Consider the following 21,977-nt stretch of genomic DNA (forward strand, 5'->3'; position numbering starts at 1 on the left):
TATGTTTCAGTAGGAATATTCGGCGTAGATACGGCTCAGATCGCCGTTCCATGGCCCATGATAATCCGCCAGCAGATCATCCGCAGGCACGCGGCCCGTCTCGATACTGTCGCGCAGGGCGTTGAGGAAATGCGTCTCATCCGGGACCAGCCCGCCTGCGCCGGGACGGGCGCGGGCTTTCAAACCGGCCTCTGACAGGGCCACCGCCTCGCGGGCCAGATCATGCATCTTGAGCCCGCCAACCTCGGCCTGAAGGCCGTGGGTCGAAGCCGCGATACGCAGCTCTTCTCGGGTGTCGGCGTCCCAATCCTTAACCAAATCCCAAGCGCCATCCAACGCGGACTGGTCATACATTAGCCCGACCCAGAAGGCCGGAAGGGCGCAAAGACGCCGCCACGGGCCGCCATCGGCACCACGCATTTCGATGAATTTCTTCACCCGCGCCTCGGGGAACAGCGTGGTCAGATGATCGGCCCAATCGCTCAGCGTCGGCTTCTCGCCGGGCAGCGCAGGCAGCTCGCCCTTCAGAAAATCGCGGAAGGACTGGCCGAGCGCGTCGATATATTTGCCATCGCGGTAGACAAAATACATCGGCACATCGAGCGCATATTGCACCCAAGCCTCAAACCCAAAACCCTCATCAAAGACGAACGGCACCATCCCGGTACGGGCATCATCCAGATTGCGCCACACCAACCCGCGAGTGGATTTCACGCCGTTGGGCTTGCCATCAAGGAAGGGTGAATTGGCAAAAAGCGCGTTGGCGATGGGCTGCATGGCCACGGCGACGCGCATCTTTTGCACCATGTCAGCCTCACTCGCGAAATCGAGATTGACCTGAACGGTGCAGGTGCGGCGCATCATGGTGGTGCCCATGGTGCCGACCTTTTGCATATAGCCGTCCATCAACTTGTAGCGGCCCTTGGGCATCAAATCCATCTGCTCATGCGACCATTCGGGTGCTGCGCCCAGACCGATGAAGCCCACGCCGATCTCATCGGCCACGTCTTTGACCTCGCGCAGGTGGGTGTTCACCTCATCGCAAGTTTCATGGATGGTTTCGACCGGCGCGCCCGACAGTTCCAACTGCCCGCCCGGCTCAAGGCTGATGTTCGCACCCTCTTTTTCCAGCCCGATAAGCTTGCCACCCTCTTCGACCGGCGCCCAGCCATGACGGTCACGCAGCCCTTCGAGCATGATACGGATCGAGCGCTCGCCCTCATAGGGCAGCGGCTTGTGGGTATCGACGCAATAGCCGAATTTCTCGTGCTCGGTGCCGATGCGCCAGTCGTCCTTGGGCTTGCAGCCGTCGGCCAGATACTGCGCCATTTGGTCATGATGTTCGATCGGGCCGCCGCCGGATTGAGGAATGGACATTTGCGAGGGCTCCGTTTTGAAGGGTCGTCTTGGGTGTCTTCTAAGGTGACGACTTGTCGTCGTGTTTAGCAGGGATGGGCGGATTTGCCGGGGCTGTCAATGCAGCAAGACATGCGCCGGGCGCAGCGGCGCGCGCTCCCAGATCACAACGGCGTCATGGCGGGTCTTGCGCAACTCAAAGAGCATCCGCTCGGTGCGCAGCCCCGGCAAGGCGGCGAAAGCGTCAAACAGCGCCTCGGAGCCAGCGGCATTCACCGGGATCAGCAAGGGGGTTTCATCGTCGCGCGGCTCAAGCCGCCAATGGGCGGGAAACATCTGTCGATCAAGGCTGAGCCGCTGCAATTCGCGCAGGGAAACCGTGCCCCCGGTGAGCGGGCCGAAATAGGCGATCTGGCCCTCGACCACCTGAACGGCCCCCGCGCCATCCCCCGCGCCGCGAAACCGCGCGCGCTGCACGCCGAGCCAAATCAGCGCAGCCCCGCCCGCCAGCGCCGCGTAGCCCGGGACCGCCAGCAAAAAGCCCGGCCCAGCCACCAGCCAAAGTCCGAAGAGCATCAGCCCGCCGCCGATGATCGCTTCACGCCAGCGCCAAAGCTGGTCGCGGGCCCCTTGGCGCAGGAAACTCATTGGGCCATCCTTTGCATCACCAATCCCCCAAAGCCTGCTGCCACATCGTCATCGCCGCCACCGCCGCCGTATCGGCGCGCAGGATGCGCGGCCCCAGCGTGACGGCGTGGGCATGATCAAACCCGTGCAAGCGCTTGCGTTCTCCTTCCGAAAACCCTCCTTCGGGGCCGATGAGGATGGCCCATGGCCCGCCTGCCCCCGTGGGAAGCGCGCCGCTCTCGCCAGCCAAAGCCTCATCGCAGAACATGATCTGACGGTTGCTGTCCCATTGATCCAGCAGCCGCCCTAGCTTCACCGCCTCGGCGACCTCGGGCACATAGGTGCCGCCGCATTGCTCTGCCGCCTCGACCGCATGGGCCTGAAGGCGCGGCTGCTGCACGCGGCCTGCGTTGGTAAATTCAGTCATCACCGGGACAATGCGAGACGCGCCCATCTCGGCGGCTTTTTCTACAATAAAGTCGGTGCGGGTCTTTTTGATCGGCGCGAAAAGCAGCCACAGGTCAGGCGGCATCTGCAAAGGTTTGCTCTGCTCGACGCAGGTCAGAACACCGCCGCGCTTGCCCGCTTCGGCCACTTCGGCCAGCCATTCGCCATCGCGCCCGTTGAACAAAAGCACCCCGGCCCCGACCGACAGCCGCATCACCCCAAAGAGGTAATGCGCCTGCTCGCGCGCCAAAGGAACCGTTTGCCCCTGCCCTAAGGGCTGATCTACATACAATCTGATTTTCGCATTCATGGGGCCAGATATATGCACAACCAGCCGCCTTCGCCAGATGCTACGCCCGATGCGCCTGTTGCCGATGCTGTGACCGACAATTGGGTCGACCGTTACGCCCCTGCCGGACTGCGCCCCTACCTGCGGCTGAGCCGCGCGGATCGGCCCATTGGCACATGGCTGTTGCTGCTGCCCTGCTGGTGGGGGTTGAGCCTTGCGATCCTGTTCGACCAATCGCCCCGGTGGGAGGATCTGTGGATTTTCGCGGGCTGCGGCATCGGCGCGTTTCTGATGCGTGGGGCGGGTTGTACGTGGAACGACATCACCGACCGCAACATCGACGGCAAGGTCGCGCGCACCCGCTCGCGGCCGATCCCTTCGGGGGCGGTCACGGTGAAACAGGCGCTGGCGTGGATGGTGGGGCAAATGCTGCTGGCGCTGCTGATCCTGCTTTCCTTTAACCAAGCGGCCATTGCCATGGGCGTGCTGGCGCTGCTGCCGGTGGCTGTCTATCCCTTCGCCAAACGGTTCACATGGTGGCCGCAGGTCTTTTTGGGGCTCGCCTTTAACTGGGGGGCGATGCTGGCGTGGACGGCGCACGCTGGCACACTGCACGCTCCTGCGATCGTACTCTACCTCGCCGGGATCGCTTGGACTCTGTTCTATGACACGATCTATGCCCATCAGGATGCCGAAGATGATGCGCTGATCGGCGTCAAATCCACCGCCCGGCTTTTTGGCGAGAATTCGGGCAAATGGCTGCGGCGCTTCCTAATGGCGACTGTCGGTTTGATGGGGATCGCCGTGATCTATGCCGGGTTGCCGCAGGCTTCGGTGCTGGCGCTGGCGATTGCGCTTGGCGGGCCCTGGGCCATGGGGTGGCATATGGCATGGCAATTGCGCGGGCTGGACACCAAGGATAACGCCAAGCTCTTGCAGCTCTTTCGCGCCAACCGCGATACCGGCATGATCCCGCTGTTGTTTTTCGCAGCAAGTCTTCTGGCCTGATTGCACCCCCGGCAGGACGCGCGTATCAAGTCTTGAGCTTAACAACCAGAAGGCCGCCCATGCGCCTCTCCGCCATTTTCATGATCGCCCTGACCTTTGCAGCCGCAGGGGTGGTCTCTCTCGTGGCGGCAAGCTTTTCGGTGCAGTTGATCGAGGATACTTCTGAAATCGGTGTACGCGACGCGCTGGACGATCAGGGCATGACATGGGCCGAGGTGCAGGCCGATGGTCTGCAAGTCACCCTCGCCGGGATCGCCCCGACCGAGGCCGTGCGTTTCCGCGCCCTGTCGACCGCAGGCACCGTGGTCGACGCCGCCCGCGTGATCGACGAGATGGAGGTCGAGGCCCAATCCGGCATCGCCCCGCCGCGTTTCTCTGCCGAGGTTCTGCGCAATGATGCGGGCATCTCGATCATTGGCCTGATCCCCACCAGCACCGACCGCGAGGCGGTGATCGACGCCTTTGATGACATGGCGGGTGACGCCACGGTGACTGACCTGTTGGAAGCTGCCGACTATCCAGCCCCCGAAGGCTGGGAAGACGCGCTGAACTTTGCGGTGCGTGCCATGGCGGACCTGCCCCGCGCCAAAGCCTCGGTCGATGCGGGGCGCGTGACGATTACCGCCATCGCCGACAGCGCCGCCGCCAAGGCCCAGATGGAGCGTAAACTGCAGCGCGCGGCCCCGCCCAGCCTGCGGCTGCGGCTCGACATTGCAGCACCCCGCCCGGTGATCACCCCCTTTACCCTGCGGTTTGAGATCGACGCTGAAGGCGCGCGTTTCGACGCTTGCTCTGCCGATACCGAAGCCGCCGCCAACCGCATCCTGAAAGCGGGCATCGCTGCCGGCGCGCCAGAAAGTGCCGATTGCACCATCGGTCTGGGTGTGCCCAGCCCGAACTGGGGCCGCGCCGTGGCGCTGGCCATCGAAGCGCTGAGCCGTGTGGGCCAAGGCGCCATCTCTTTCGCGGATGCTGACATCACCTTACTGGCCGCGCCCGGCACCGATTCCAACACCTTCGACCGCGTTGTGGGCGAGTTGGAAAACGCCCTGCCGGATGTTTTCGCCCTGACCGCGAAACTGCCAAAAGTCGAAGACCCCGACGCAGGCCCGCCCGAATTCACCGCCACCCTCTCGCCCGAGGGGCAAGTGCAACTGCGCGGACGGCTCTCGACCGAGGGGCTGCGCGATCTGGCGGACAGCTACGCGAAATCCCATTTCGGATCGGCCAATGTCTATACCGCCGCACGTCTGGACGAGACCCTGCCCGACGATTGGGCCACCCGCGTCCTGACCGGGCTGGAGGCCATGGCCTCGCTCGCCAACGGCTCTGTCAACGTCACCCCCGACCGGCTTGAGGTGATGGGCAACACCGGCAACAAGGATGCGAACACCACCGTTGCCTCACTTTTGGCCGACAAGCTGGGCGAAGGTGCGGATTACAGCATCGACATCACCTATCAAGAAAAGCTCGACCCCATCGCGGGTCTGCCCACACCCGAAGAATGCGAAGCCGAGATTCGCGAAATCCTGAAAATCGGCAAGATTACTTTCGAGCCGGGCAGCGCCACGATCGACGCCGCCGCTCTGGGTACGATGGATGACATCGCCGAGGTGCTGAAACGCTGCGGTGACATACCGCTGGAAATTCAGGGCTACACCGACAGCCAAGGCCGCGAATCGATGAACCTGTCGCTGTCGCAAAGCCGCGCGGAATCGGTTCTGAACGAATTGCGTGCCCGCCGAGTGCTGACCTCGTCCTTCCTTGCCAAGGGCTACGGCGAAGAAAACCCCATCGCCGACAACAAGACCGAGGATGGCCGCGAAGCCAACCGCCGCATCGAATTCCGCCTGATCCAACCCGAGGCTGAGACGCCCGAAGACGAAACAGCGCTGGAATCTGCTGAAGAAACGGGCGATACCACGGCAGAAGAGATCGGGGAATCCGACGAAACCGAAGAAGGCAGCGGTGATGAGCAGAACTGAGTTTGTCCTGGCAACAGCCATCATTCTTTTCGTGGCCTTCTGCATGGGATGGTTCGCCAACTGGCTGCTGAACCGCTTCACCCGTGTGGCCGCCGATGATGTGGCCCAGCTTGACCGGATGAGCCAAGAGCTTCACGAGGCCGAGGAAACCCGCGATCAGGCGATCACCTATCTGCAACAGCGCGAAGCCGAACTGACCAACCAGCTTGCCCAGACCGAGGCAGAGCTGCGCGCCGCGATGGACGGCCTGCGCGACGCCCGCCACGAGGCCGAAGAGATGCGCGCCTATATCGAGCGTCAGAAAGCCTAACCCCACGCCCTTCCGGAGGCTCCCATGGCCAAACTCGCCCATTCCATGATCCGCGTCTTTAATGAGCCGGCATCGGTGAAATTCTACGAAGACGTTTTCGGGCTGAAGATTGCGGACCGTTTGAATTTCGACAGCTTCACGCTGATCTACCTGCGTGACGCTGCGGGCGATTTTGAGCTGGAACTGACGGTCAACAAGGACCGCGTCACGCCCTATGATCTGGGCGACGGTTATGGCCATCTGGCCTTTGTGGTCGAAGACCTCGAAGCCGCCCGCGAGACCGCGATCAAAGCCGGCGCCGCCCCACGTGACATCGTCGATTTTCGCCCTGCCGGAGAGACGGTGGCGAAGTTCTTCTTTGTGGCGGATCCGGACGGCTATCAGATCGAAGTCATCGAAAAAGGCGGACGCTTCGCCTGAAGCAGAGGCTCACCAGCGGTTTAACGCGGCCTCATCTTCGTCTTTCGCGGCAACCCACGCCTCACCCTCAGCCGTGATCTCGCGCTTCCAGAATGGCGCGCGGGATTTGAGGTAGTCCATCAAGAATTCAGCCGCCTCAAATGCGCTGCGGCGATGCCGCGCTGCCGTGGCGACCATCATGATCTGTTCGCCCGGCACCAGACGCCCATGGCGGTGGATCACCAGCGCATCTTGCAGATCGAACCGCGTAACGGCCTGCTGCGCAATCTCGCTCAGCGCCTTTTCGGTCATGCCTGGGTAATGTTCGATCTCCATCGCGCTCAGCGTGCCTGCATCATTATCGCGCACAACGCCAGTAAAGGTCACAATCGCACCGCTGCCGCCCTCGCCCTTGGCGAAACGTGCGGTTTCCTCGGCCAGATCAAAGGGCGCTTCCTGCACCAAAACGCGCATGGGTCAGCCCCCGGTCATCGGAGGGAAAAAGGCCACTTCGCGCGCGCCATTCAGCGGGGCGTCGAAATCGGTCAGCTCCTGATCCACAGCCACGCGCAATGCGGAGAGGTCAGAAAACGCCATCTCGTAACGCTCCTCTCGGCCACGTAATTCTTCGACCAGTTCAGCCACGGTCGTGGCGGTGCTTTCCACCCGTTCACGGGGCAGACCGATGCGTTCGCGAACCCATGCAAAATAGAGGACATCCATTAGATCGGCTCCTTCAGATGTGGCAGCGCCTTGCGCAGGTAGTCAAAGCCGGTGATGGCGGTCAGCACCGCGGCGATCCACAGCAGGACAAGCCCCAACAGCCCGGCCCATTCCATCCCGGCGAGTTTCCAACCCAGCCCCAGAGTATCCTCGACCTCGCCATCAAGGATCGCTTCGATCATCTGCTGGTCCATGCCGAAAACACTCATGCCGAGGTAATGCTCGAACACGCCTTGCGAGAACAGCACGGCGATGGCGATCATCTGCAGGGTCGTCTTCCACTTGGCCAGTTGGGTGACCTTCAAGGTGCCCGCAACGTCGCCCAGATACTCCCGCAGGCCCGAGACAAAGACCTCGCGGAACAGGATCAGCGTGGCGGGCAGCACCAGCCAAGGCGACCAGCTGGAAAAGGCCACGATCACCATCAGCGCGATCACGACCATCGCTTTGTCGGCAATCGGGTCGAGCATGGCGCCCAGTTTGGTTTCCTGCCCCCAAGCGCGGGCAAGATAGCCGTCAAACCAATCCGTCACCGCCGCCCCGACAAAGAGCACCAATGCGAACCAGTCGGCATAGGGGCGCGTAAAATAGAGAAACATGACCGCCACACCGGGGGCCGCGACCAGCCTGAGCAGGGTCAGGATATTGGGCAAATTCCATTTCATGACGTTATCCTATCTTGCGCCGTTCGCGGCTGAAAGGACGAAACCGCGCCAGCGGCCTGCCCTTCGGCGGACGCATACCTAACCCTTCTCATGGAAGTAGCCATAGATTGTCTCTGCCAGCGCATCCGACACCCCTTCGACGGCCTTAAGATCGCTGAGGTTCGCGCGGCCCACCGCCTTGGCCGAACCGAAATGCGCCAAAAGCGCCCGCTTGCGCGCAGCCCCGACGCCCGGCACATCATCAAGCGGCGTGGCGCTGACCCCCTTGGCGCGTTTCGCCCGGTGGGTGCCGATGGCGAAACGGTGCGCCTCGTCACGCAGCCGCTGCACGAAATACAGCACCGGATCATTGTGCCGCAGCGCCATGACACGCTTGCCGACGCGGTGGAACTCTTCCTTGCCGGCATCGCGATCAATGCCCTTGGCGACGCCGACCATCGGAATGTCCTGCACCCCATGCTGCGCCATGATAGAGGCCACGGCACTCACCTGCCCGGCGCCCCCGTCGATCAGCAACAGATCGGGCCAAAGCCCACGACTGCGGTCCGGGTCTTCTTTAATCAGGCGTTTAAACCGGCGGTGCAGCACCTCTTTCATCATTCCAAAGTCATCACCGGGGGTCAGGTCATCGCCGCGGATGTTGAACTTGCGGTACTGGTTTTTCATCATCCCTTCGGGACCCGCGACAATCATCGCGCCCACCGCATTGGTGCCTTGGATGTGCGAGTTGTCGTAAACCTCGATCCGATCGGGCGGTTTTGGCAGATCAAAGGCATCGGCCAGCCCCTGTAACAGCTTGGTCTGGGTCGCCGTCTCGGCCATCTTGCGGGCTAGGCTTTCGCGCGCGTTGCGCAGGGCACCGTCGACCAGTTCGGCTTTCTCGCCCCGCCGTGGCACCAACAGTTCCACCTTGCGACCAATCTTGCCGCTCAGCGCTTCGGCCATCAGATCGGGGTTTTCGATCTCATTGCTCAGGATCAGCTGCCGCGGCGGCTCGCGGGTGTCGTAGAACTGGCCGATGAAAGCCTCCAGCACTTCGGCGGCGTCCACATCGGCCCCGACGCGGGGGTAATAGTCGCGATTGCCCCAGTTCTGGTTGGCACGGATGAAGAAGACCTGCACGCAGGCCTGTCCGCCCTCCATATGCAGCGCGATGATGTCGGCCTCGTTCACCCCTTGCGGGTTGATGCCTTGGGCCGTTTGTACCTGCGTCAGCGCCTTGATCCGGTCGCGCAGAGCGGCGGCGCGTTCAAACTCCATCGCCTCAGATGCCTCGGCCATATCCTGCGCCAGACGGCCCTGAATCTCGGTCGATTTGCCACTCAGAAACCGCTCCGCATCGCGGACGGTCTGACGATATTCCTCGGCCGAGATCTTGCCAACGCAGGGCGCGGAGCAGCGTTTGATCTGATGCTGCAAGCAAGGCCGTGTGCGGCTGTCGAACATCGCATTGGAACAGTCCCGCAGCAGGAAGACCCGCTGCAACTGGTTGAGCGTCCTGTTCACCGCGCCCGCGCTGGCGAAGGGGCCATAATAGCTGCCCTTTTCCTTCTTCGCGCCGCGGTGTTTCTTGATCTGCGGATAGTCGTGATCGGCGGTGACAAGGATATTGGGAAAGCTCTTGTCGTCGCGCAGCAGCACGTTGAACTTGGGCTTAAGCTGTTTGATCAGGTTCTGCTCAAGCAGCAGCGCTTCGGTTTCCGTCTTCGTGGTCAAAAACATCATCGAAGCGGTATTGGCAATCATCCGCGAAATGCGGCCCGAATGCCCCGTGGGCCGCGCATAGGACGACACCCGCGCCCGCAGGTTCCGCGCCTTACCAACATAGAGCACGCGGCTCTCCGCATCGAGCATCCGGTAGACGCCCGGCGAGGAATCGAGCGACTTCAGATAGGCCTGAATCACTTGGCGGCCTTGCGGCGGAGGGCTGTCGTTTGGCGTGGTCATCTCAGGCGCTGATTCTCGTGCTTCGCTGCAATAGGACGGCAATGGGGGCAAGCTTTAACATGTCCACCAAACATGTGGATAACTCTGCCGATAACTTCTGGGCATCTTGGATTTCTCTTTGTTTTTAACATGGTTCGCTGATTTGCCTATTTTTTAGGCACGCCCGTAATATACTGATTTCGCTCATTCTTTTGTTTACCATCAAACAAGCCCCTGAAAACAAAAGGGTTTCGGTAACACTTTGGTTACATAGGTTAACGAGGTGCAAAACTTCCCGCATGGCCGTCAGTTTCGGGGGCTTTTAGGGCTTGTATCCCACTGCAAATGTTCGCCGCCATCGGTGCAGATAAGCTGCCCTGTGACGCTCGGCGAATCGATGAAATAGCCCAGTGCCGCCGTGATATCCGCTGGATTGGCCCCCCGGCCCAAAACCGTGCCGCGGCGCTGCGCGGCAAAGTCTTCGGCGTCTTGGTGCGTGCCTTGCAACGTGGGGCCGGGACCGATGCCATTGACCCGGATCGCCGGGGCCAGCGCCTGCGCAGTGGTGCGTGTCATTGCCCAAAGGCCCATCTTGGCGATCGTATAGGTGGTGAATTCCGGCGTCAGGCTGCGCACCCGCTGGTCGAGCATATTGACGATCAAACCGCGCGCACGCGGCTCGCCCCCGGCGTCGACCTCGGGCATCAGCCCCTGCCCCACCATCGCCTGCGTCAACACGAAGGGCGCCCGCAGATTGCTGCCCATATGGCGGTCCCAGCTTTCACGGCTGGCGCTCGCGATATCATCCTGCTCGAATATCGAGGCGTTGTTCACAAGGCAGGTGACCGGCCCGCCAAGCGCCTCTGCCGCGCGGGGCAAGAGCGCCCCGGCTGCGGCGTCGTCCAAAAGGTCGGTTTGCAGGGCCACGGCGCGGCGGCCCATCGCAGCGATCTCAGCGGCGGTCGCCTCGGCCCCGGCGCGCGAGGTGGCGTAATGCACCGCCACGTCAAAGCCCCGCTGCCCGAGGTAGAGCGCCATGGCGCGGCCCAGACGTTGCCCGGCTCCGGTCACCAATGCCCGCCGCATCTGCCGCCCTCCTCAGATCAGGATGATTAACAAGTAAAACCCGTAAAGCGCGCTCAGCGCCACACCCCAAAGCCGCGTGATGTCGCGCCCCAGATAGACGAAGGGGATCAGCAGCAACGAAGCGCCCAGCATCACCCACAGGTCGATCCGCAAGAAGGCTTCGTCGACCGAGATCGGACCGACAAGGCTTGCGATGCCGATAATTGCCAGCAGGTTGAACATGTTCGAACCAATGACGTTCCCAAGCGCCACATCCGCTTGACGGCGCAGCGCCGCCATCACCGTGGTTGCCAGTTCGGGGAGCGACGTGCCCACCGCCACCAGCGTCAGGCCGATCACCGTGTCGCTGACACCGTAGGTCTGGGCGATGAGCGTCGCATTATCCACCAAAAGGCTCGCGCCCAAGGGCAGGCCGATCAGCCCGAGGATCAGGAACAGCGCAATCTGCCAGCCCGCCATGTCGGGGTCGGCGCCTTCGGGCTCTTCCTCTTCCTCAACCTCCCCGCTGCGGCAGGCGCGGCGGTGGTCCTTGGCATCGCTGAAGGCGTCGTAGAGCATATAGGCCAGACCGGAGAGCAGGATCAGCCCCGAGATCCAGTCGAACACACCGCGGAAGGCCAACGCGATAAAGAGCAGCGAGGCCGCGATCATCTGATTATAGGTCTTGCGCGTGCGGCATTCAGAGGTGTGCATCGTCGCCAACAGCGCGGGAATGCCCAACACCATCAGTATGTTAGCCGTGTTCGACCCGACCACATTGCCAAGCGCCAGCCCCGGCACCCCGTCCAAGATCGCCTTGACCGAGATCAGCAGTTCCGGCGCCGAGGTGCCAAAGGCCACGATCGTCAGACTGACGATCAGGGCGGGCACGCCAAGGCGCAGCGACAGGTTCACCGCGCCTTTCACCAACGCATCCCCCGCAAACAGCAGGATCACGAGGCCAAGCCCCGAAAGCAGCCATGGCATCAGCATCAACGCCCTCCCTTACAGGCACAATCGCCTTTGCCAATGCGGTAACGTCCGCAGTCACGGCATTTGGTCCGGGACAGGCGTTTGCCCCCCAGCCAATGCATTTTTCCAAACCAAGCGAGCAGGCCCATGGCCACCAGAAACAGCAGAACGATCTTGAAAACCATGGGCTAGAGACCAAACCGCGCATAGGCCGCGCGTTCCTCTATGCCCTGCACCGCGTCCTGCACCATCTGCACGCCAAAGCGCGACAGCAGCCCGCGTTTCACGCCGTAGCGGCGCAGTTTCACCTTGTCACCAAAGCGCTCTTTCAGCAGCGGTTTCAGATGGCCGATACCGTCGATCAAGCCCAGTTCAGCGGCGCGTTTCGCCAGCCAGATTTCCCCGGTAAAGAGGTCTTGCCCCTCGGGCAACTTGCCCGCGCGGCGGGCCTTTACGTGGCTGATAAAGTTTTCATGAATGTCCTCAAGCAGCGTTTTCAGCCGGGCGACATCCTCGGGGTTTTCAGGGCGGAAGGGGTCGAGCATGGATTTGCTCTGCCCTGCCGTATAGACGCGCCGTTCAACCCCGTGTTCGCGGATGAATTCATGCACCCCAAAGGAGGCCGAGATCACACCGATAGAGCCTACGACCGAGCTTGGGTCGGCGTAAATCTCATCCGCCGCAGCCGCCAGCCAGTAACCACCCGAGGCGGCGACGTCTTCGACAAAAGCGATGACGGGGACGTTCTTTTCCTCCGCCAACCGCCGAATGCGCGCGCCGATCAGCGATGATTGCACCGGGCTGCCACCGGGAGAGTTAATCTCCAAGGCGACAGCGGCAGGCTTGCCCTTGGCAAAAGCCTTTTCGATGACCGGCCCCATGGTGGCATCGTTCAACACCGCGCGGCCTTGCGAGCCGATCATGCCGGAAAGCCGGATTACGGAAACGCTGGGCGGGGATTTTAGGAAGGGCAGCCGAATTCTCATTCTTCTCATGTAGAACGCCCACCCGGTGCAAACAAGGCGGGCGCAGAAGTTTCGCGGCCCTCAGGCCCGCAGACGCCAGCCGGTGCGGAAAATCCACCAGATCACGCCGAGGCAAAGCGCCGTGAACAGCGCGATTGCCGCAAGGCTGGTCAGGATCGGCACATCGGCAGAGCCGAAAAACGCCCAACGAAAGCCTGAGATCAGATAGACCACCGGGTTGAAGTGCGAGATCACCTGCCAGACGGGCGGCAGCATCGAGATCGAGTAGAAAGACCCACCAAGGAATACGAGCGGCGTGACGATCAAAAGCGGCACCAGTTGCAACTGCTCAAAATTGCCTGCCCAGATGCCGATGATAAAGCCCATGAGCGCAAAGCTGATGCAGGTCAGGACCAGGAAAGCGACCATCGCGAAGGGATGCTGGATCGTGATGTCGACAAAGAAAAACGCCGTGATCAATATGATTGTGCCGATGAACAGCGCCTTCGTCGCCGCCGCGCCGACATAGCCGATGACGATCTCAAAAAAGTTGATCGGGGCCGAGAGCAGCTCGTAAACCGTGCCGATGAATTTCGGGAAATAGATTCCAAAAGACGCGTTGGAGATCGACTGGGTGATGACGCTCAGCATGATCAGCCCCGGCACGATAAAGGCGCCATAGCTCACGCCTTCGACCTCTTCGATACGGCTGCCGATGGCCGCGCCGAAGACGACGAAGTAGAGTGAAGTTGATAGCACCGGCGAGATGATGCTTTGCGTGATGGTGCGAAAGAAACGCGCCATTTCAAAGGCGTAGATTGCTTTGATCGCGGTCCAGTTCATTCCGCATCCTCCTTGAGCAGATCGACAAAGATATCTTCCAGACTGCTTTGCCGCGTCGCCACGTCTTGCAGCACCAGACCGCTTTCGGCCACTTTGGAGAGCAGCTTGGTGATGCCCGTGCGCTCGGCGTTGGTGTCATAGGTATAGATCAGAGACCGCCCGTCAGCCGAAAGCTCAACATCCGGCGATTGCAGCGCCAGTGGCACGTCGGTGATCGGCTCGGTAAGCTGCACTTCGAGTTGTTTCTTGCCCATCCGCGCCATCAGCGCGTCTTTCTCTTCGACCAGCAGCAATTCGCCCTTGGCGATGACACCGATCCGGTCAGCGATGGCCTCGGCCTCTTCGATGTAATGGGTGGTCAGGATGATCGTCACGCCCGAGGCTTTCAGCCCCGCCACGATCTCCCACATGTCCTTGCGCAGTTCCACGTCGACGCCCGCAGTAGGCTCGTCCAGAAACAGCACCTTTGGGTCATGCGACAGCGCCTTAGCGATCAGCACGCGGCGTTTCATCCCGCCCGAAAGCTCACGGATCTGGCTGTCTTTCTTGTCCCAGAGCGAGAGTTGACGCAGGATTTTCTCCAGCACCGCCTCATCCGCCGGACGGCCAAACAACCCGCGCGAGAAGCGCACGGTGTTCAGCACCTTTTCAAACGGTTCAAGGTTAATTTCTTGCGGGACCAGCCCGATCATCGTGCGTGCAGCGCGGAAATCGTCCTTAATGTCATGGCCACCAACGGTCACTGTGCCACTGGTCGCAGTGGTGATGCCGCAAATGGTCGAGATCAGCGTCGTCTTGCCCGCCCCGTTGGAGCCCAAAAGCGCGAGAATCTCGCCCTGTTCGATCTGTAGGTTAACCCCTTTAAGCGCCTCGAAACCACCCGCGTAGGATTTGCGCAGGTTCTGAATATCCACGATTGTCGGCATGGTCGTCTCCGCTTTGGTAAGGCGGGCAACCTAACGGGCTTTGGGCTGGGTGAACAGATGCGTTCAAGTCTTGGGGCGGCCGAACCAACCCTTTTTGGCGGGGGCGTCTTCGCCGGGGGTTTCGGGCTGGGCGCCCTCTTCCGGCGTGCCTTCGAGCGAGGATTGCAGATTGTCGAAGAACTGATCCGCCATTTTCTTGGCAAAACCGTCGATGATCCGGCTTCCAAGCTGCGCCAGTTTGCCACCGACCTTGGCCTCGACATCATAGCTCAACTCGGTGCCGCCGTCCTTTTCGGCAAGCCGCACTTCCGCGCCGCCCTTGGCGAAGCCGGCAGCACCGCCCTTGCCCTCGCCGGTGATCGTCAGTGCTTCGTTCGGCACCAAATCAGAGAGTTTCACATGCCCCTTAAAGGTCGCCTTCACCGGGCCGACCTTCTGCACGACTGTCGCATCATAGCCCTCTTCGACCGAGCCTGTGACATCCTGCGCACCGGGCACGCAGGTTTGCAGCATCTCAGGGTCCAGAAGGGCTGCATAGACCTCGGCCGGGGTGGCGGCGATCTGGCGGGTGTCGGACATCTGCATGGCTGGCTCTCCCTTAAAGCTATGCGCCCAGCCTAGCGGGTAATTCTGCGCAAACCAATGTCAAAGCGCTGGACCTTACGCGCCGGGCTGGTAGGTCTTTGCCATGACAACCACTCCCCATAACCGCGCCGGTCTGGCGATCGGGCTGATCCTTCTTGGCGTGGCCGCGATTTCGGTCAATGACATGCTGATCAAACGTCTGTCGGGCGGCTATCCGCTGCATCAGATCGTTTTCACCCGCTCGGCCATCGGGATCGTGTTGGGGCTGTTGCTGGTCAAACTTGAGGGCGGGCTTCACCTGCTCAAGACGCGGCAGCCGGGGCTGCATCTGCTACGCGGGCTGCTGATCGTGATTTCGAACATGTCGTTCTTTCTGGCGCTTTCGGTCCTGCCATTGGCCGAAGCGACGGCCCTGTTCTTTGCCGCACCCCTGTTCATCACGCTGCTGTCGATCCCGGTCTTGGGCGAAAAAGTCGGCCCGCTGCGCCTTGGCGCGGTGATCGTGGGGTTTATTGGTGTGGTTATTATGATGCGCCCTTGGGCTTCTACGGCGACGCTCGAAGTTTCCCGCTGGGTTCTGCTGCTGCCAGTGCTGGCAGCGCTGACCTATGCGTTGAACCAGCTAATGACCCGCAAGCTCGGCGTGAACTCCAAAGCCTCGGCCCTGATGGTCTATATTCAGGCCGCTTTTATCGCCGTGTCGCTGGGGTTTTTCCTGATCGCGGGCGATGGGCGTTTCGTAGATGGAGGCAGCAACCCCTCGCTGCAATTCCTGCTGCGCGCATGGGTTTGGCCTGCTGAGGAGGATTACCTCACCTTCCTCGGCATTGGCCTTAACATCGCGCTGATCGGCTATTGCCTCAGCCAAGCCTACCGGCTGGGCGATGCGGCCACGGTAGCCCCCTTTGAATATATCGGGCTGCCGCTGGCGGTGTTCTGGGGTTTTGTAATTTTCGGTGACCTGCCGGTCTGGGAGGTCTGGGTCGGGATCGCGCTGATCCTCGCCTCTGGCCTTTTCGTTTACCTGCGCGAGCGCCAAAAGGCGCTGCGCGTGACACGTTTGCAGGGCGGGCGGCGGGCCTAGCGCGCCACCTCGACCACGACTTTGCCCGTTGCCTTGCGGTCGCGCAGCAGGGCCAGCGCTTCGTTGGCCTGCTCCAGCGGCATGACGTTGCTGACATGGGGCTTGAGCTTGCCGGCGACATACCATTCGATCAGCTCGGCGAAACTGTCGGTCAGCACCGAGGGCTTAATCTTGGCATAGCCGCCCCAGTAAAATCCCAGCACGCTCAGATTTTTGACCAGCAGGATATTGGCCGGAATCTGCGGCACCTCACCGCTGGCAAAGCCCAAGGGGATCAGCCGCGCTTCGGGATTGCAAGCGCGCATGGCGGCTTTGAACTGGTCGCCGCCCACCGGGTCATAGACCACATCGGCCCCACCCAATTCCTTGACGATGGCGCGGATGTCGTCGGTCTCGGAATTGATCAGATGATCGGCCCCGGCCTCTTTGCAGACTGCGAGTTTATCCGCGCCGCGTGCCACGGCGATCACCTCGGCCCCCATCAGCTTGCCCAGTTCCACCGCCGTCAGGCCAATGCCGCCCGAGGCACCCAAGACCAACAGCCGCTCGCCCGGTTGCAACCGCGCCTTATAGTCCAGCGCGACATGGCTGGTGCCATAAGCGATGAGGAAAGCCGCTGCATCCACGGCGGTCATTTCATCAGGGATCGGCACGCAGACCGCAGCGGGAATGGCGGCATATTCGGCCAGCCCGTCAAACCCGGTATAGGCCGCCACACGCTGCCCGACTTTCAGGTGATCGACGCCCGCGCCCAAAGCGGTGACCGTGCCCGCCATCTCCATCCCCAGCGTGAAGGGCAGCGGCGGTTTTTCCTGATAGGTGCCTTTGATGATCAGCAGGTCCCCAAAGTTCAGCCCGCAGGTATCGACTTGGATCAGCACCTCGCCCTGCGCCGGCATCGGCATCTCAAGCTCTTGCAGGGTGAGCGGTTCGTCATAGGCGGTGACTTGCATGGCGCGCATCGGGCTGTCCTTTCGTGCTGCTTTGGGCTTGAAGAGGCCAGATGCCGCCGCAGTTGGCAAGGCCCGAGGCACGCGCCGCTGCGTCAGCCGGGCATGATCACCAGCCGGATGCCATAGGCCACCACCGCCAGCAGGGCGACGCTGGCCAGCCAAAGCGCCACGAACCAGCCGCTGCGTTTCAGCCATTTTCCCATCAGTGATAGCCCTCCTCTGGGTCGATCTTGCCGCGGAACACCCAATAGGCATAGGCCGTGTAGCTGAGGATCAGCGGCAGCAGCACCAGCGTGCCGACGAGCGCAAACATCAAGCTTTCGTCAGGGGCGGCGGCATCGGCGATGGTCAGGCTTGGCGGCACCATATGCGGGTAAAAGCTGATCCCGATGCCAATGAAGCCCAGCACGAAAAGCGCCTGCGCACAGAGGAACGGCTGAATGTCCGCCTTGCGTTGCAAGCCGCGCAGCATCCCAAAGGCCGCAAGCGCCACCAAAAGCGGCACCAAGGCGCTGAACAGCGCCGTGGGCCACGCGAACCATCGCTCGAAATAGACCGCATCGGTGAAAGGCGTCCAAAGGCTGACCATCCCCATGAAGACCAAAGTCGCCACCGCCAGCGGCCAAGCAAGGCTGCGCATGTGGCGCTGAATGCGGCCCTCAAGCTTCATGTTGAGCCAGGTGGCCCCCAGCAGAGCATAGCCCACGGTCACCGCCACCCCGGTCAGGATCGAGAAAGGCGTGAGCCAATCCCACCAGCCGCCCGCATAGGCGCGGCCTTCGATCTCGATCCCCTGCACCAGCGCCCCAAGGGCGATGCCCTGACAGAAGGAGGCCACCAGCGATCCGCCGAAAAACGCCATGTCCCACAGGGGCTTCCAACGTTTGGTGCGCCAACGATACTCAAACGCTACGCCGCGAAAGATCAGCCCCAGCAGCATCAGGATGATCGGCATGTAAAGCGCGGGCATGACAACCGCATAGGCCAATGGAAAGACCGCGAAAAGCCCACCGCCGCCGAGCACCAGCCAAGTCTCGTTGCCGTCCCAGATGGGGGCGACCGAGTTCATCATCACGTTGCGCTCGCCCTCGTCCTTGGTCATCGGAAAGAGCAGCCCAACCCCCAGATCGAACCCGTCGAGGACGACATAGATCAGCACGGCACCGGCGATGATCCCGGCCCAGATGAACGAAAGTTCCAGTCCAAACATCTCAGCTATCCCCGCGCTTGTTTTTGACCGCTTTGTCTCTGACCGCCGCCTCTTCGCCGACAGCAAGGATCGGCCCGTCATCCTGCGCGGCGTCATCCTGCGCGGCGTCGCGTTCGTCTTCCAGCACATGATCCACAACCGGTTTGCGCATCATCGCCACGATATACCACGTGCCCGCGCCAAAGACGAAAAAGTACACCACGATGAAAGCGATCAGCGAGGTCGCCACGGCAGGTGCCTCAATCGGTGCAAGGCTTTCAGAGGTCCGCAGCAGCCCGTAAACCGTGAAGGGCTGCCGCCCGACCTCGGTCGTGATCCAGCCCGCCAGCACCGCGACAAAGCCGGTCGGCCCCATCAGCAGCGCCAACCGGTGCAACAGCGGCGCATTGTAGAGCCGCCCCCGCAGCCGCGCGAGTGCGGCCCAAAGACCCAGCCCCAGCATCGCAAAACCAAGCGCAATCATGATGCGGAAAGACCAGAAAACAATCGCGACGGGCGGCTCATCCTCATCCGGGATCGTGTCGAGCCCCGGCAGCGGCGCGTTCAGATCGTGCTTGAGGATCAGTGAAGAGAGCTTGGGGATTTCGACCGCGTAATCAATGCGCTTTTCTTCGGGGTTCGGGATGCCGAAAAGGATCAGCGGTGCCCCGTGATCGTGGCTGTCGTAATGCCCCTCCATCGCCATGACCTTGGCGGGCTGATGCTCCAGCGTGTTGAGGCCATGCATGTCGCCCGCGAGAATTTGCAGCGGCGTGACCAACAGAAGCATCCACATCGCCATAGAGAACATCCGCCGCGCGGCCCGGTCGGCGTGATCACGCAGCAGGTGCAGCCCGCCAACCCCGCCCACAACCAGCGCCGTGGTCAGATAGGCCGCCAGCACCATATGCACCAAACGGTAGGGGAAGGACGGGTTAAAGACGATCGCCCACCAGTCCTCGGGCACGAATTGCCCCACGTCGTTGATGCCAAAGCCCGCCGGGGTCTGCATCCAGCTGTTGACCGACAGGATCCATGTGGCCGAGGCCAGCGTGCCCAGTGCCACCAGCGCTGTGGCAAACATATGCAGCCCGTCGCCGACCCTTTTGCGGCCAAAGAGCATGATGCCAAGGAACCCGGCTTCGAGGAAGAAGGCCGAGAGGACCTCATAGGCCATCAGCGGCCCGACAACCGGCCCTGCCTTGTCGGAAAACACCGACCAGTTGGTGCCGATCTGGTAGGACATGACGATGCCCGAAACGACCCCCATGCCAAAGGCCACGGCAAAGATTTTCTTCCAATAGTTAAAGAGCTTCAGATAGGTTTCTTCGCGTTTCCACAGCCAAAGCGCGTTCAGCACGGCCAGAAAACTCGCCAACCCGATCGAGAAAGCCGGGAAGATGATGTGAAACGAAACCGTGAATGCAAACTGCACCCGCGCTAGGATTTCGGCGGTGTAACCGTCGAGCATGAGAAGCCCTCGCGTGTTGTTTCCTGACCTATATAGGACCGGGGGGAGGGAGAGGCACAGGCTAAATTGCCGCAGTCCTTTGCGCGCGCTAACTGTCGAAGGTTATCACGACACGCAGCCCCGGCGCGTTGTCGATGAGTTCCAGCCTTGCCCCATGCAGTTTCGCCACCCCATCGACCAGCGCCAGCCCCAGCCCATGGCCCGGCGTGCCCCGGCTGCGGTCAAGCCGGTAGAGCCGCTGCAGCACTTTGTCGCGGTCCGCCGCCGGAATGCCGGGGCCGCTGTCCACTACAGTGAGCACGACCTGACCTGCCGTCTGTTCCAACGATATCTCTACCGCTTCGGCATCGCCGGAATGGCGCAGAGCGTTCTCAATCAGATTGGCCAGCAGTTGGCCCAACAGCGCCCGGTCGCCGGTGACATGGGTCGGAGCCTCTGGCAAATCGCAGAGCAGGTGTTTGCCCTGCTCCCCCGCCGCGGGCTCATAAAGCTCAATCATGGTGCGGCAAAGCGCGGCCAAATCGACGGGGGCGAAATGGGCGCGGGCGTCGCCCTGCTCTACCTGCGCCAATTGCAGCAGGGATTGGAAAATGGCCGCGGTACCGTTCAACTCGGCGCGGGCGCGGGCCAGCGGCTCGGCGCGGTCCTCGCCCGTGGCCTCGGCCCGATCCAGATCGTCCAGATGCACCGAGACACGCTGTATCGGCGTCTTCAGATCATGCGCGATATCCAGTGACACCTGCCGCAGCGCCGCCACGGAGGTTTCCTGCGCCCGGGCCATCTGGTTCACCGCCTCCCCGATGCGCAGCAGGTCATCCGACCAGCGCGCCCCCGGCGCGACCCTTGCTGCCAGATCGCCCGCAGTGAGCCGGTCCAGCGTGGCGCGGATCACCTCCACATGACGTTTGGAGCGCCGGGCAAGGATCAGCCCACCCGAGAGCGCAATCAGCACCGTGGGCAGAAGGCTGACCAGCAGAATATTGACGAAAACCTCACGCAGGGCCGTGATCTCGGCCCGGCTGCGCGCGATGGTCAAAAGCCCGCCATAAAGCGTGTCGGTCAGGGTCAGATAAACCCCGGTATACTGCGCCCGCGCCGCGCCGATTGAGACGATGTGATAGCCCTCGTTGTCCCGCGCGATGGCCCCGTTGCCGTAGATACGCCCATTCGGGCCAATATAACTGAGGATCAGACGGTTGGGATCAGTCTCACGCGATTCAGCCTCCACCAGCCGCGCCAATGCCGAGGCGCCCGGGGCGGCGCGAAAGCCTGCCATGTCCTGCGCCAGATCGGCGCGGATGGCCTGCTCGAACGACCGCTGCGTGACCGCATAGCTTGCCGCGAGGCTTAAAAGGCTGACGATGGTGAACAAAAGCACCAGCAAAAGCGCCAGACGCAGCGGCATCGACCGCCAGAGCCCCGCCAGCCGCGCCCTCATGCGTCGATCCTATAGCCCGCGCCGCGCACGGTCTGGATCAACTCGGTGTCAAAGGGCCGGTCCACCTTGGCGCGCAACCGGCTGATGTGGGTTTCGACCACATTGGTCATCGGATCAAAAGAGATGTCCCAAACGGCCTCCAGCAGCATGGTACGCGTCTGCACCCGGCCCTTGCGACGCATCAGATGCTCCAGCAAAGCAAATTCGCGCGGCAGCAAGTCGATGTCCTGCCCGGCCCGCGTCACCCGGCGGCTGATGAGGTCCATCGTCAGATCCCCGGCGCGCAGGGTGGTCTCCTGCTCCAACGCCTGCGGGCGACGCGCCAGCGCGTTCACCCGTGCCGACAGTTCGCCAAAGGCGAAGGGTTTGACCAGATAATCATCCGCCCCGGCGTTCAGCCCGTCGATCCGGTCTTCGACCGCGCCCATTGCCGTGAGCAGCAACACCGGCGTGGCATTGCCCGCCCCGCGCAGGGTTTTCAGCAAGGTCAGCCCATCGAGTTCCGGCAGCATTCGGTCGAGGATCAGCACGTCATATTGCCCGGTGGTGGCCTGCACCAACCCATCGCGGCCATCGGCCACCACATCCACCGCATGCCCCTCTTCGCGCAGGCCACGCGCGATATAGGTGCTGGTGGTGGTATCGTCTTCGACAACAAGCAGTTTCATCGCGGTCTCATGTAGGATCACCAAAGGTTTAGGGCAAATCTGCCGCCCATGCATCCTGCGGCCTGCATTCTCACAAATTTGTA

The 21,977-nt window shown here is 61.9% G+C and carries 24 protein-coding genes; 5 read left to right on the forward strand and 19 right to left on the reverse strand.

All coding sequences use genetic code 11. The annotated features are described in order from the left end of the window. Window positions 1–6: 6 nt before the first annotated feature. From K3758_RS14240 to K3758_RS14250, 3 genes are all read right to left on the reverse strand, one after another. Window positions 7–1,377: a glutamate--cysteine ligase gene (locus K3758_RS14240; protein ID WP_259946110.1), complete on the reverse strand. Its 1,371-nt coding sequence runs from the start codon at window positions 1,375–1,377 to the stop codon at window positions 7–9. A gap of 96 nt (window positions 1,378–1,473) precedes the next feature. Next, a complete protein-coding gene (locus K3758_RS14245; RefSeq protein WP_259946112.1) occupies window positions 1,474–2,004 on the reverse strand; it encodes a hypothetical protein in 531 nt (176 codons plus the stop codon). A 16-nt stretch (window positions 2,005–2,020) separates the two neighbouring features. Continuing rightward, entirely contained in the window at window positions 2,021–2,740 is a 720-nt protein-coding gene (locus K3758_RS14250; protein WP_259946114.1) for a 16S rRNA (uracil(1498)-N(3))-methyltransferase, read from the reverse strand. A gap of 12 nt (window positions 2,741–2,752) precedes the next feature. Here K3758_RS14250 and ubiA point away from each other — a divergent pair, with 12 nt between their 5' ends. The 4 genes from ubiA to K3758_RS14270 are packed head-to-tail and all read left to right on the forward strand — an operon-like array spanning window position 2,753 to window position 6,442. Further along, the gene (gene ubiA, locus K3758_RS14255) at window positions 2,753–3,727 is read left to right on the forward strand and encodes a 4-hydroxybenzoate octaprenyltransferase (RefSeq protein ID WP_259946115.1); all 975 of its coding nucleotides are present in this window, start codon (window positions 2,753–2,755) and stop codon (window positions 3,725–3,727) included. A 59-nt stretch (window positions 3,728–3,786) separates the two neighbouring features. Beyond that, complete coding sequence (locus K3758_RS14260; protein WP_259946117.1) at window positions 3,787–5,712, forward strand: OmpA family protein; 1,926 nt, start codon at window positions 3,787–3,789, stop codon at window positions 5,710–5,712. Continuing rightward, window positions 5,699–6,022, forward strand: a complete 324-nt coding sequence (locus K3758_RS14265) for a hypothetical protein (protein ID WP_007118939.1) — start codon at window positions 5,699–5,701, stop codon at window positions 6,020–6,022. Before K3758_RS14260 ends, K3758_RS14265 begins: the two co-directional genes overlap by 14 nt. A 24-nt stretch (window positions 6,023–6,046) precedes the next feature. Then, entirely contained in the window at window positions 6,047–6,442 is a 396-nt protein-coding gene (locus tag K3758_RS14270) for a VOC family protein (RefSeq protein ID WP_259946123.1), read from the forward strand. Between the two features lie 9 nt (window positions 6,443–6,451). On the opposite strand, the gene K3758_RS14275 is transcribed toward K3758_RS14270, so the two are convergent. From K3758_RS14275 to K3758_RS14320, 10 genes are all read right to left on the reverse strand, one after another. After that, on the reverse strand, window positions 6,452–6,895 hold the full coding sequence (locus K3758_RS14275; RefSeq protein ID WP_259946126.1) for a molybdenum cofactor biosynthesis protein MoaE: 444 nt from the start codon (window positions 6,893–6,895) through the stop codon (window positions 6,452–6,454). Window positions 6,896–6,898: 3 nt separating this feature from the next. After that, a complete protein-coding gene (moaD, locus tag K3758_RS14280) occupies window positions 6,899–7,144 on the reverse strand; it encodes a molybdopterin converting factor subunit 1 (protein WP_259946129.1) in 246 nt (81 codons plus the stop codon). Further along, window positions 7,144–7,809 (reverse strand): CDP-diacylglycerol--glycerol-3-phosphate 3-phosphatidyltransferase, encoded by a 666-nt coding sequence (pgsA, locus tag K3758_RS14285; RefSeq protein ID WP_067628893.1) that lies wholly within the window; start codon window positions 7,807–7,809, stop codon window positions 7,144–7,146. The genes moaD and pgsA overlap by 1 nt, the downstream gene beginning before the upstream one ends. A gap of 78 nt (window positions 7,810–7,887) precedes the next feature. Then, window positions 7,888–9,756 carry an excinuclease ABC subunit UvrC gene (uvrC, locus tag K3758_RS14290; RefSeq protein WP_259946133.1) on the reverse strand — a complete coding sequence of 623 codons (1,869 nt, stop codon included), beginning with the start codon at window positions 9,754–9,756 and terminating at the stop codon, window positions 7,888–7,890. A 285-nt stretch (window positions 9,757–10,041) separates the two neighbouring features. Beyond that, complete coding sequence (locus K3758_RS14295; protein ID WP_259946136.1) at window positions 10,042–10,821, reverse strand: SDR family oxidoreductase; 780 nt, start codon at window positions 10,819–10,821, stop codon at window positions 10,042–10,044. Between the two features lie 12 nt (window positions 10,822–10,833). Then, the gene (locus K3758_RS14300) at window positions 10,834–11,793 is read right to left on the reverse strand and encodes a calcium/sodium antiporter (RefSeq protein WP_259946138.1); all 960 of its coding nucleotides are present in this window, start codon (window positions 11,791–11,793) and stop codon (window positions 10,834–10,836) included. A gap of 167 nt (window positions 11,794–11,960) precedes the next feature. Next, window positions 11,961–12,758 carry a S49 family peptidase gene (locus K3758_RS14305; RefSeq protein WP_259946140.1) on the reverse strand — a complete coding sequence of 266 codons (798 nt, stop codon included), beginning with the start codon at window positions 12,756–12,758 and terminating at the stop codon, window positions 11,961–11,963. 60 nt (window positions 12,759–12,818) lie between these two features. Then, window positions 12,819–13,580 (reverse strand): ABC transporter permease, encoded by a 762-nt coding sequence (locus tag K3758_RS14310; RefSeq protein ID WP_259946143.1) that lies wholly within the window; start codon window positions 13,578–13,580, stop codon window positions 12,819–12,821. Then, window positions 13,577–14,506, reverse strand: a complete 930-nt coding sequence (locus K3758_RS14315; RefSeq protein ID WP_259946145.1) for an ABC transporter ATP-binding protein — start codon at window positions 14,504–14,506, stop codon at window positions 13,577–13,579. The genes K3758_RS14310 and K3758_RS14315 overlap by 4 nt, the downstream gene beginning before the upstream one ends. Window positions 14,507–14,569: 63 nt before the next feature. Continuing rightward, on the reverse strand, window positions 14,570–15,091 hold the full coding sequence (locus K3758_RS14320; RefSeq protein ID WP_259946147.1) for a CoxG family protein: 522 nt from the start codon (window positions 15,089–15,091) through the stop codon (window positions 14,570–14,572). A gap of 103 nt (window positions 15,092–15,194) precedes the next feature. Between K3758_RS14320 and K3758_RS14325 the strand changes: the two genes are divergently transcribed. Further along, window positions 15,195–16,175 (forward strand): DMT family transporter, encoded by a 981-nt coding sequence (locus tag K3758_RS14325; protein WP_259946149.1) that lies wholly within the window; start codon window positions 15,195–15,197, stop codon window positions 16,173–16,175. Here the strand turns inward: K3758_RS14325 and K3758_RS14330 are convergent. The 6 genes from K3758_RS14330 to K3758_RS14355 all read right to left on the reverse strand — a co-directional run bounded on the left by K3758_RS14330 (window position 16,172) and on the right by K3758_RS14355 (window position 21,894). Next, on the reverse strand, window positions 16,172–17,137 hold the full coding sequence (locus K3758_RS14330) for an NADPH:quinone oxidoreductase family protein (RefSeq protein ID WP_259946151.1): 966 nt from the start codon (window positions 17,135–17,137) through the stop codon (window positions 16,172–16,174). The two genes, K3758_RS14325 and K3758_RS14330, sit on opposite strands and share 4 nt — an antisense overlap. A gap of 83 nt (window positions 17,138–17,220) precedes the next feature. Then, window positions 17,221–17,331 (reverse strand): DUF2474 family protein, encoded by a 111-nt coding sequence (locus K3758_RS14335; RefSeq protein ID WP_082849496.1) that lies wholly within the window; start codon window positions 17,329–17,331, stop codon window positions 17,221–17,223. Beyond that, complete coding sequence (gene cydB, locus K3758_RS14340) at window positions 17,331–18,338, reverse strand: cytochrome d ubiquinol oxidase subunit II (RefSeq protein ID WP_259946153.1); 1,008 nt, start codon at window positions 18,336–18,338, stop codon at window positions 17,331–17,333. Before cydB ends, K3758_RS14335 begins: the two co-directional genes overlap by 1 nt. A gap of 1 nt (window position 18,339) precedes the next feature. Next, window positions 18,340–19,788, reverse strand: coding sequence for a cytochrome ubiquinol oxidase subunit I (locus tag K3758_RS14345; RefSeq protein ID WP_259946155.1), 1,449 nt, complete (start codon window positions 19,786–19,788; stop codon window positions 18,340–18,342). Between the two features lie 88 nt (window positions 19,789–19,876). Beyond that, complete coding sequence (locus K3758_RS14350; RefSeq protein ID WP_259946157.1) at window positions 19,877–21,226, reverse strand: HAMP domain-containing sensor histidine kinase; 1,350 nt, start codon at window positions 21,224–21,226, stop codon at window positions 19,877–19,879. Further along, window positions 21,223–21,894 carry a response regulator transcription factor gene (locus tag K3758_RS14355; RefSeq protein ID WP_259946160.1) on the reverse strand — a complete coding sequence of 224 codons (672 nt, stop codon included), beginning with the start codon at window positions 21,892–21,894 and terminating at the stop codon, window positions 21,223–21,225. Before K3758_RS14355 ends, K3758_RS14350 begins: the two co-directional genes overlap by 4 nt. Window positions 21,895–21,977 lie beyond the last annotated feature (83 nt).

This window comes from Sulfitobacter sp. W002 (assembly GCF_025142135.1).
GTDB lineage: Bacteria > Pseudomonadota > Alphaproteobacteria > Rhodobacterales > Rhodobacteraceae > Sulfitobacter > Sulfitobacter profundi.

Excerpts from the sequence above, each read along its gene's own strand:
- K3758_RS14245 (WP_259946112.1), bottom strand. The coding sequence starts at position 2,004 with ATGAGTTTCCTGCGCCAAGGGGCCCGCGACCAGCTTTGGCGCTGGCGT.
- K3758_RS14265 (WP_007118939.1), top strand. The coding sequence starts at position 5,699 with ATGAGCAGAACTGAGTTTGTCCTGGCAACAGCCATCATTCTTTTCGTG.
- K3758_RS14275 (WP_259946126.1), bottom strand. The coding sequence starts at position 6,895 with ATGCGCGTTTTGGTGCAGGAAGCGCCCTTTGATCTGGCCGAGGAAACC.
- K3758_RS14240 (WP_259946110.1), bottom strand. The coding sequence starts at position 1,377 with ATGTCCATTCCTCAATCCGGCGGCGGCCCGATCGAACATCATGACCAA.
- pgsA (WP_067628893.1), bottom strand. The coding sequence starts at position 7,809 with ATGAAATGGAATTTGCCCAATATCCTGACCCTGCTCAGGCTGGTCGCG.
- K3758_RS14250 (WP_259946114.1), bottom strand. The coding sequence starts at position 2,740 with ATGAATGCGAAAATCAGATTGTATGTAGATCAGCCCTTAGGGCAGGGG.
- K3758_RS14330 (WP_259946151.1), bottom strand. The coding sequence starts at position 17,137 with ATGCGCGCCATGCAAGTCACCGCCTATGACGAACCGCTCACCCTGCAA.
- K3758_RS14350 (WP_259946157.1), bottom strand. The coding sequence starts at position 21,226 with ATGAGGGCGCGGCTGGCGGGGCTCTGGCGGTCGATGCCGCTGCGTCTG.
- K3758_RS14270 (WP_259946123.1), top strand. The coding sequence starts at position 6,047 with ATGGCCAAACTCGCCCATTCCATGATCCGCGTCTTTAATGAGCCGGCA.
- K3758_RS14310 (WP_259946143.1), bottom strand. The coding sequence starts at position 13,580 with ATGAACTGGACCGCGATCAAAGCAATCTACGCCTTTGAAATGGCGCGT.
- K3758_RS14355 (WP_259946160.1), bottom strand. The coding sequence starts at position 21,894 with ATGAAACTGCTTGTTGTCGAAGACGATACCACCACCAGCACCTATATC.
- K3758_RS14300 (WP_259946138.1), bottom strand. The coding sequence starts at position 11,793 with ATGCTGATGCCATGGCTGCTTTCGGGGCTTGGCCTCGTGATCCTGCTG.
- uvrC (WP_259946133.1), bottom strand. The coding sequence starts at position 9,756 with ATGACCACGCCAAACGACAGCCCTCCGCCGCAAGGCCGCCAAGTGATT.
- K3758_RS14315 (WP_259946145.1), bottom strand. The coding sequence starts at position 14,506 with ATGCCGACAATCGTGGATATTCAGAACCTGCGCAAATCCTACGCGGGT.
- cydB (WP_259946153.1), bottom strand. The coding sequence starts at position 18,338 with ATGTTTGGACTGGAACTTTCGTTCATCTGGGCCGGGATCATCGCCGGT.
- ubiA (WP_259946115.1), top strand. The coding sequence starts at position 2,753 with ATGCACAACCAGCCGCCTTCGCCAGATGCTACGCCCGATGCGCCTGTT.
- K3758_RS14325 (WP_259946149.1), top strand. The coding sequence starts at position 15,195 with ATGACAACCACTCCCCATAACCGCGCCGGTCTGGCGATCGGGCTGATC.
- K3758_RS14260 (WP_259946117.1), top strand. The coding sequence starts at position 3,787 with ATGCGCCTCTCCGCCATTTTCATGATCGCCCTGACCTTTGCAGCCGCA.
- K3758_RS14345 (WP_259946155.1), bottom strand. The coding sequence starts at position 19,788 with ATGCTCGACGGTTACACCGCCGAAATCCTAGCGCGGGTGCAGTTTGCA.
- K3758_RS14305 (WP_259946140.1), bottom strand. The coding sequence starts at position 12,758 with ATGAGAATTCGGCTGCCCTTCCTAAAATCCCCGCCCAGCGTTTCCGTA.
- K3758_RS14320 (WP_259946147.1), bottom strand. The coding sequence starts at position 15,091 with ATGCAGATGTCCGACACCCGCCAGATCGCCGCCACCCCGGCCGAGGTC.
- K3758_RS14335 (WP_082849496.1), bottom strand. The coding sequence starts at position 17,331 with ATGGGAAAATGGCTGAAACGCAGCGGCTGGTTCGTGGCGCTTTGGCTG.
- moaD (WP_259946129.1), bottom strand. The coding sequence starts at position 7,144 with ATGGATGTCCTCTATTTTGCATGGGTTCGCGAACGCATCGGTCTGCCC.
- K3758_RS14295 (WP_259946136.1), bottom strand. The coding sequence starts at position 10,821 with ATGCGGCGGGCATTGGTGACCGGAGCCGGGCAACGTCTGGGCCGCGCC.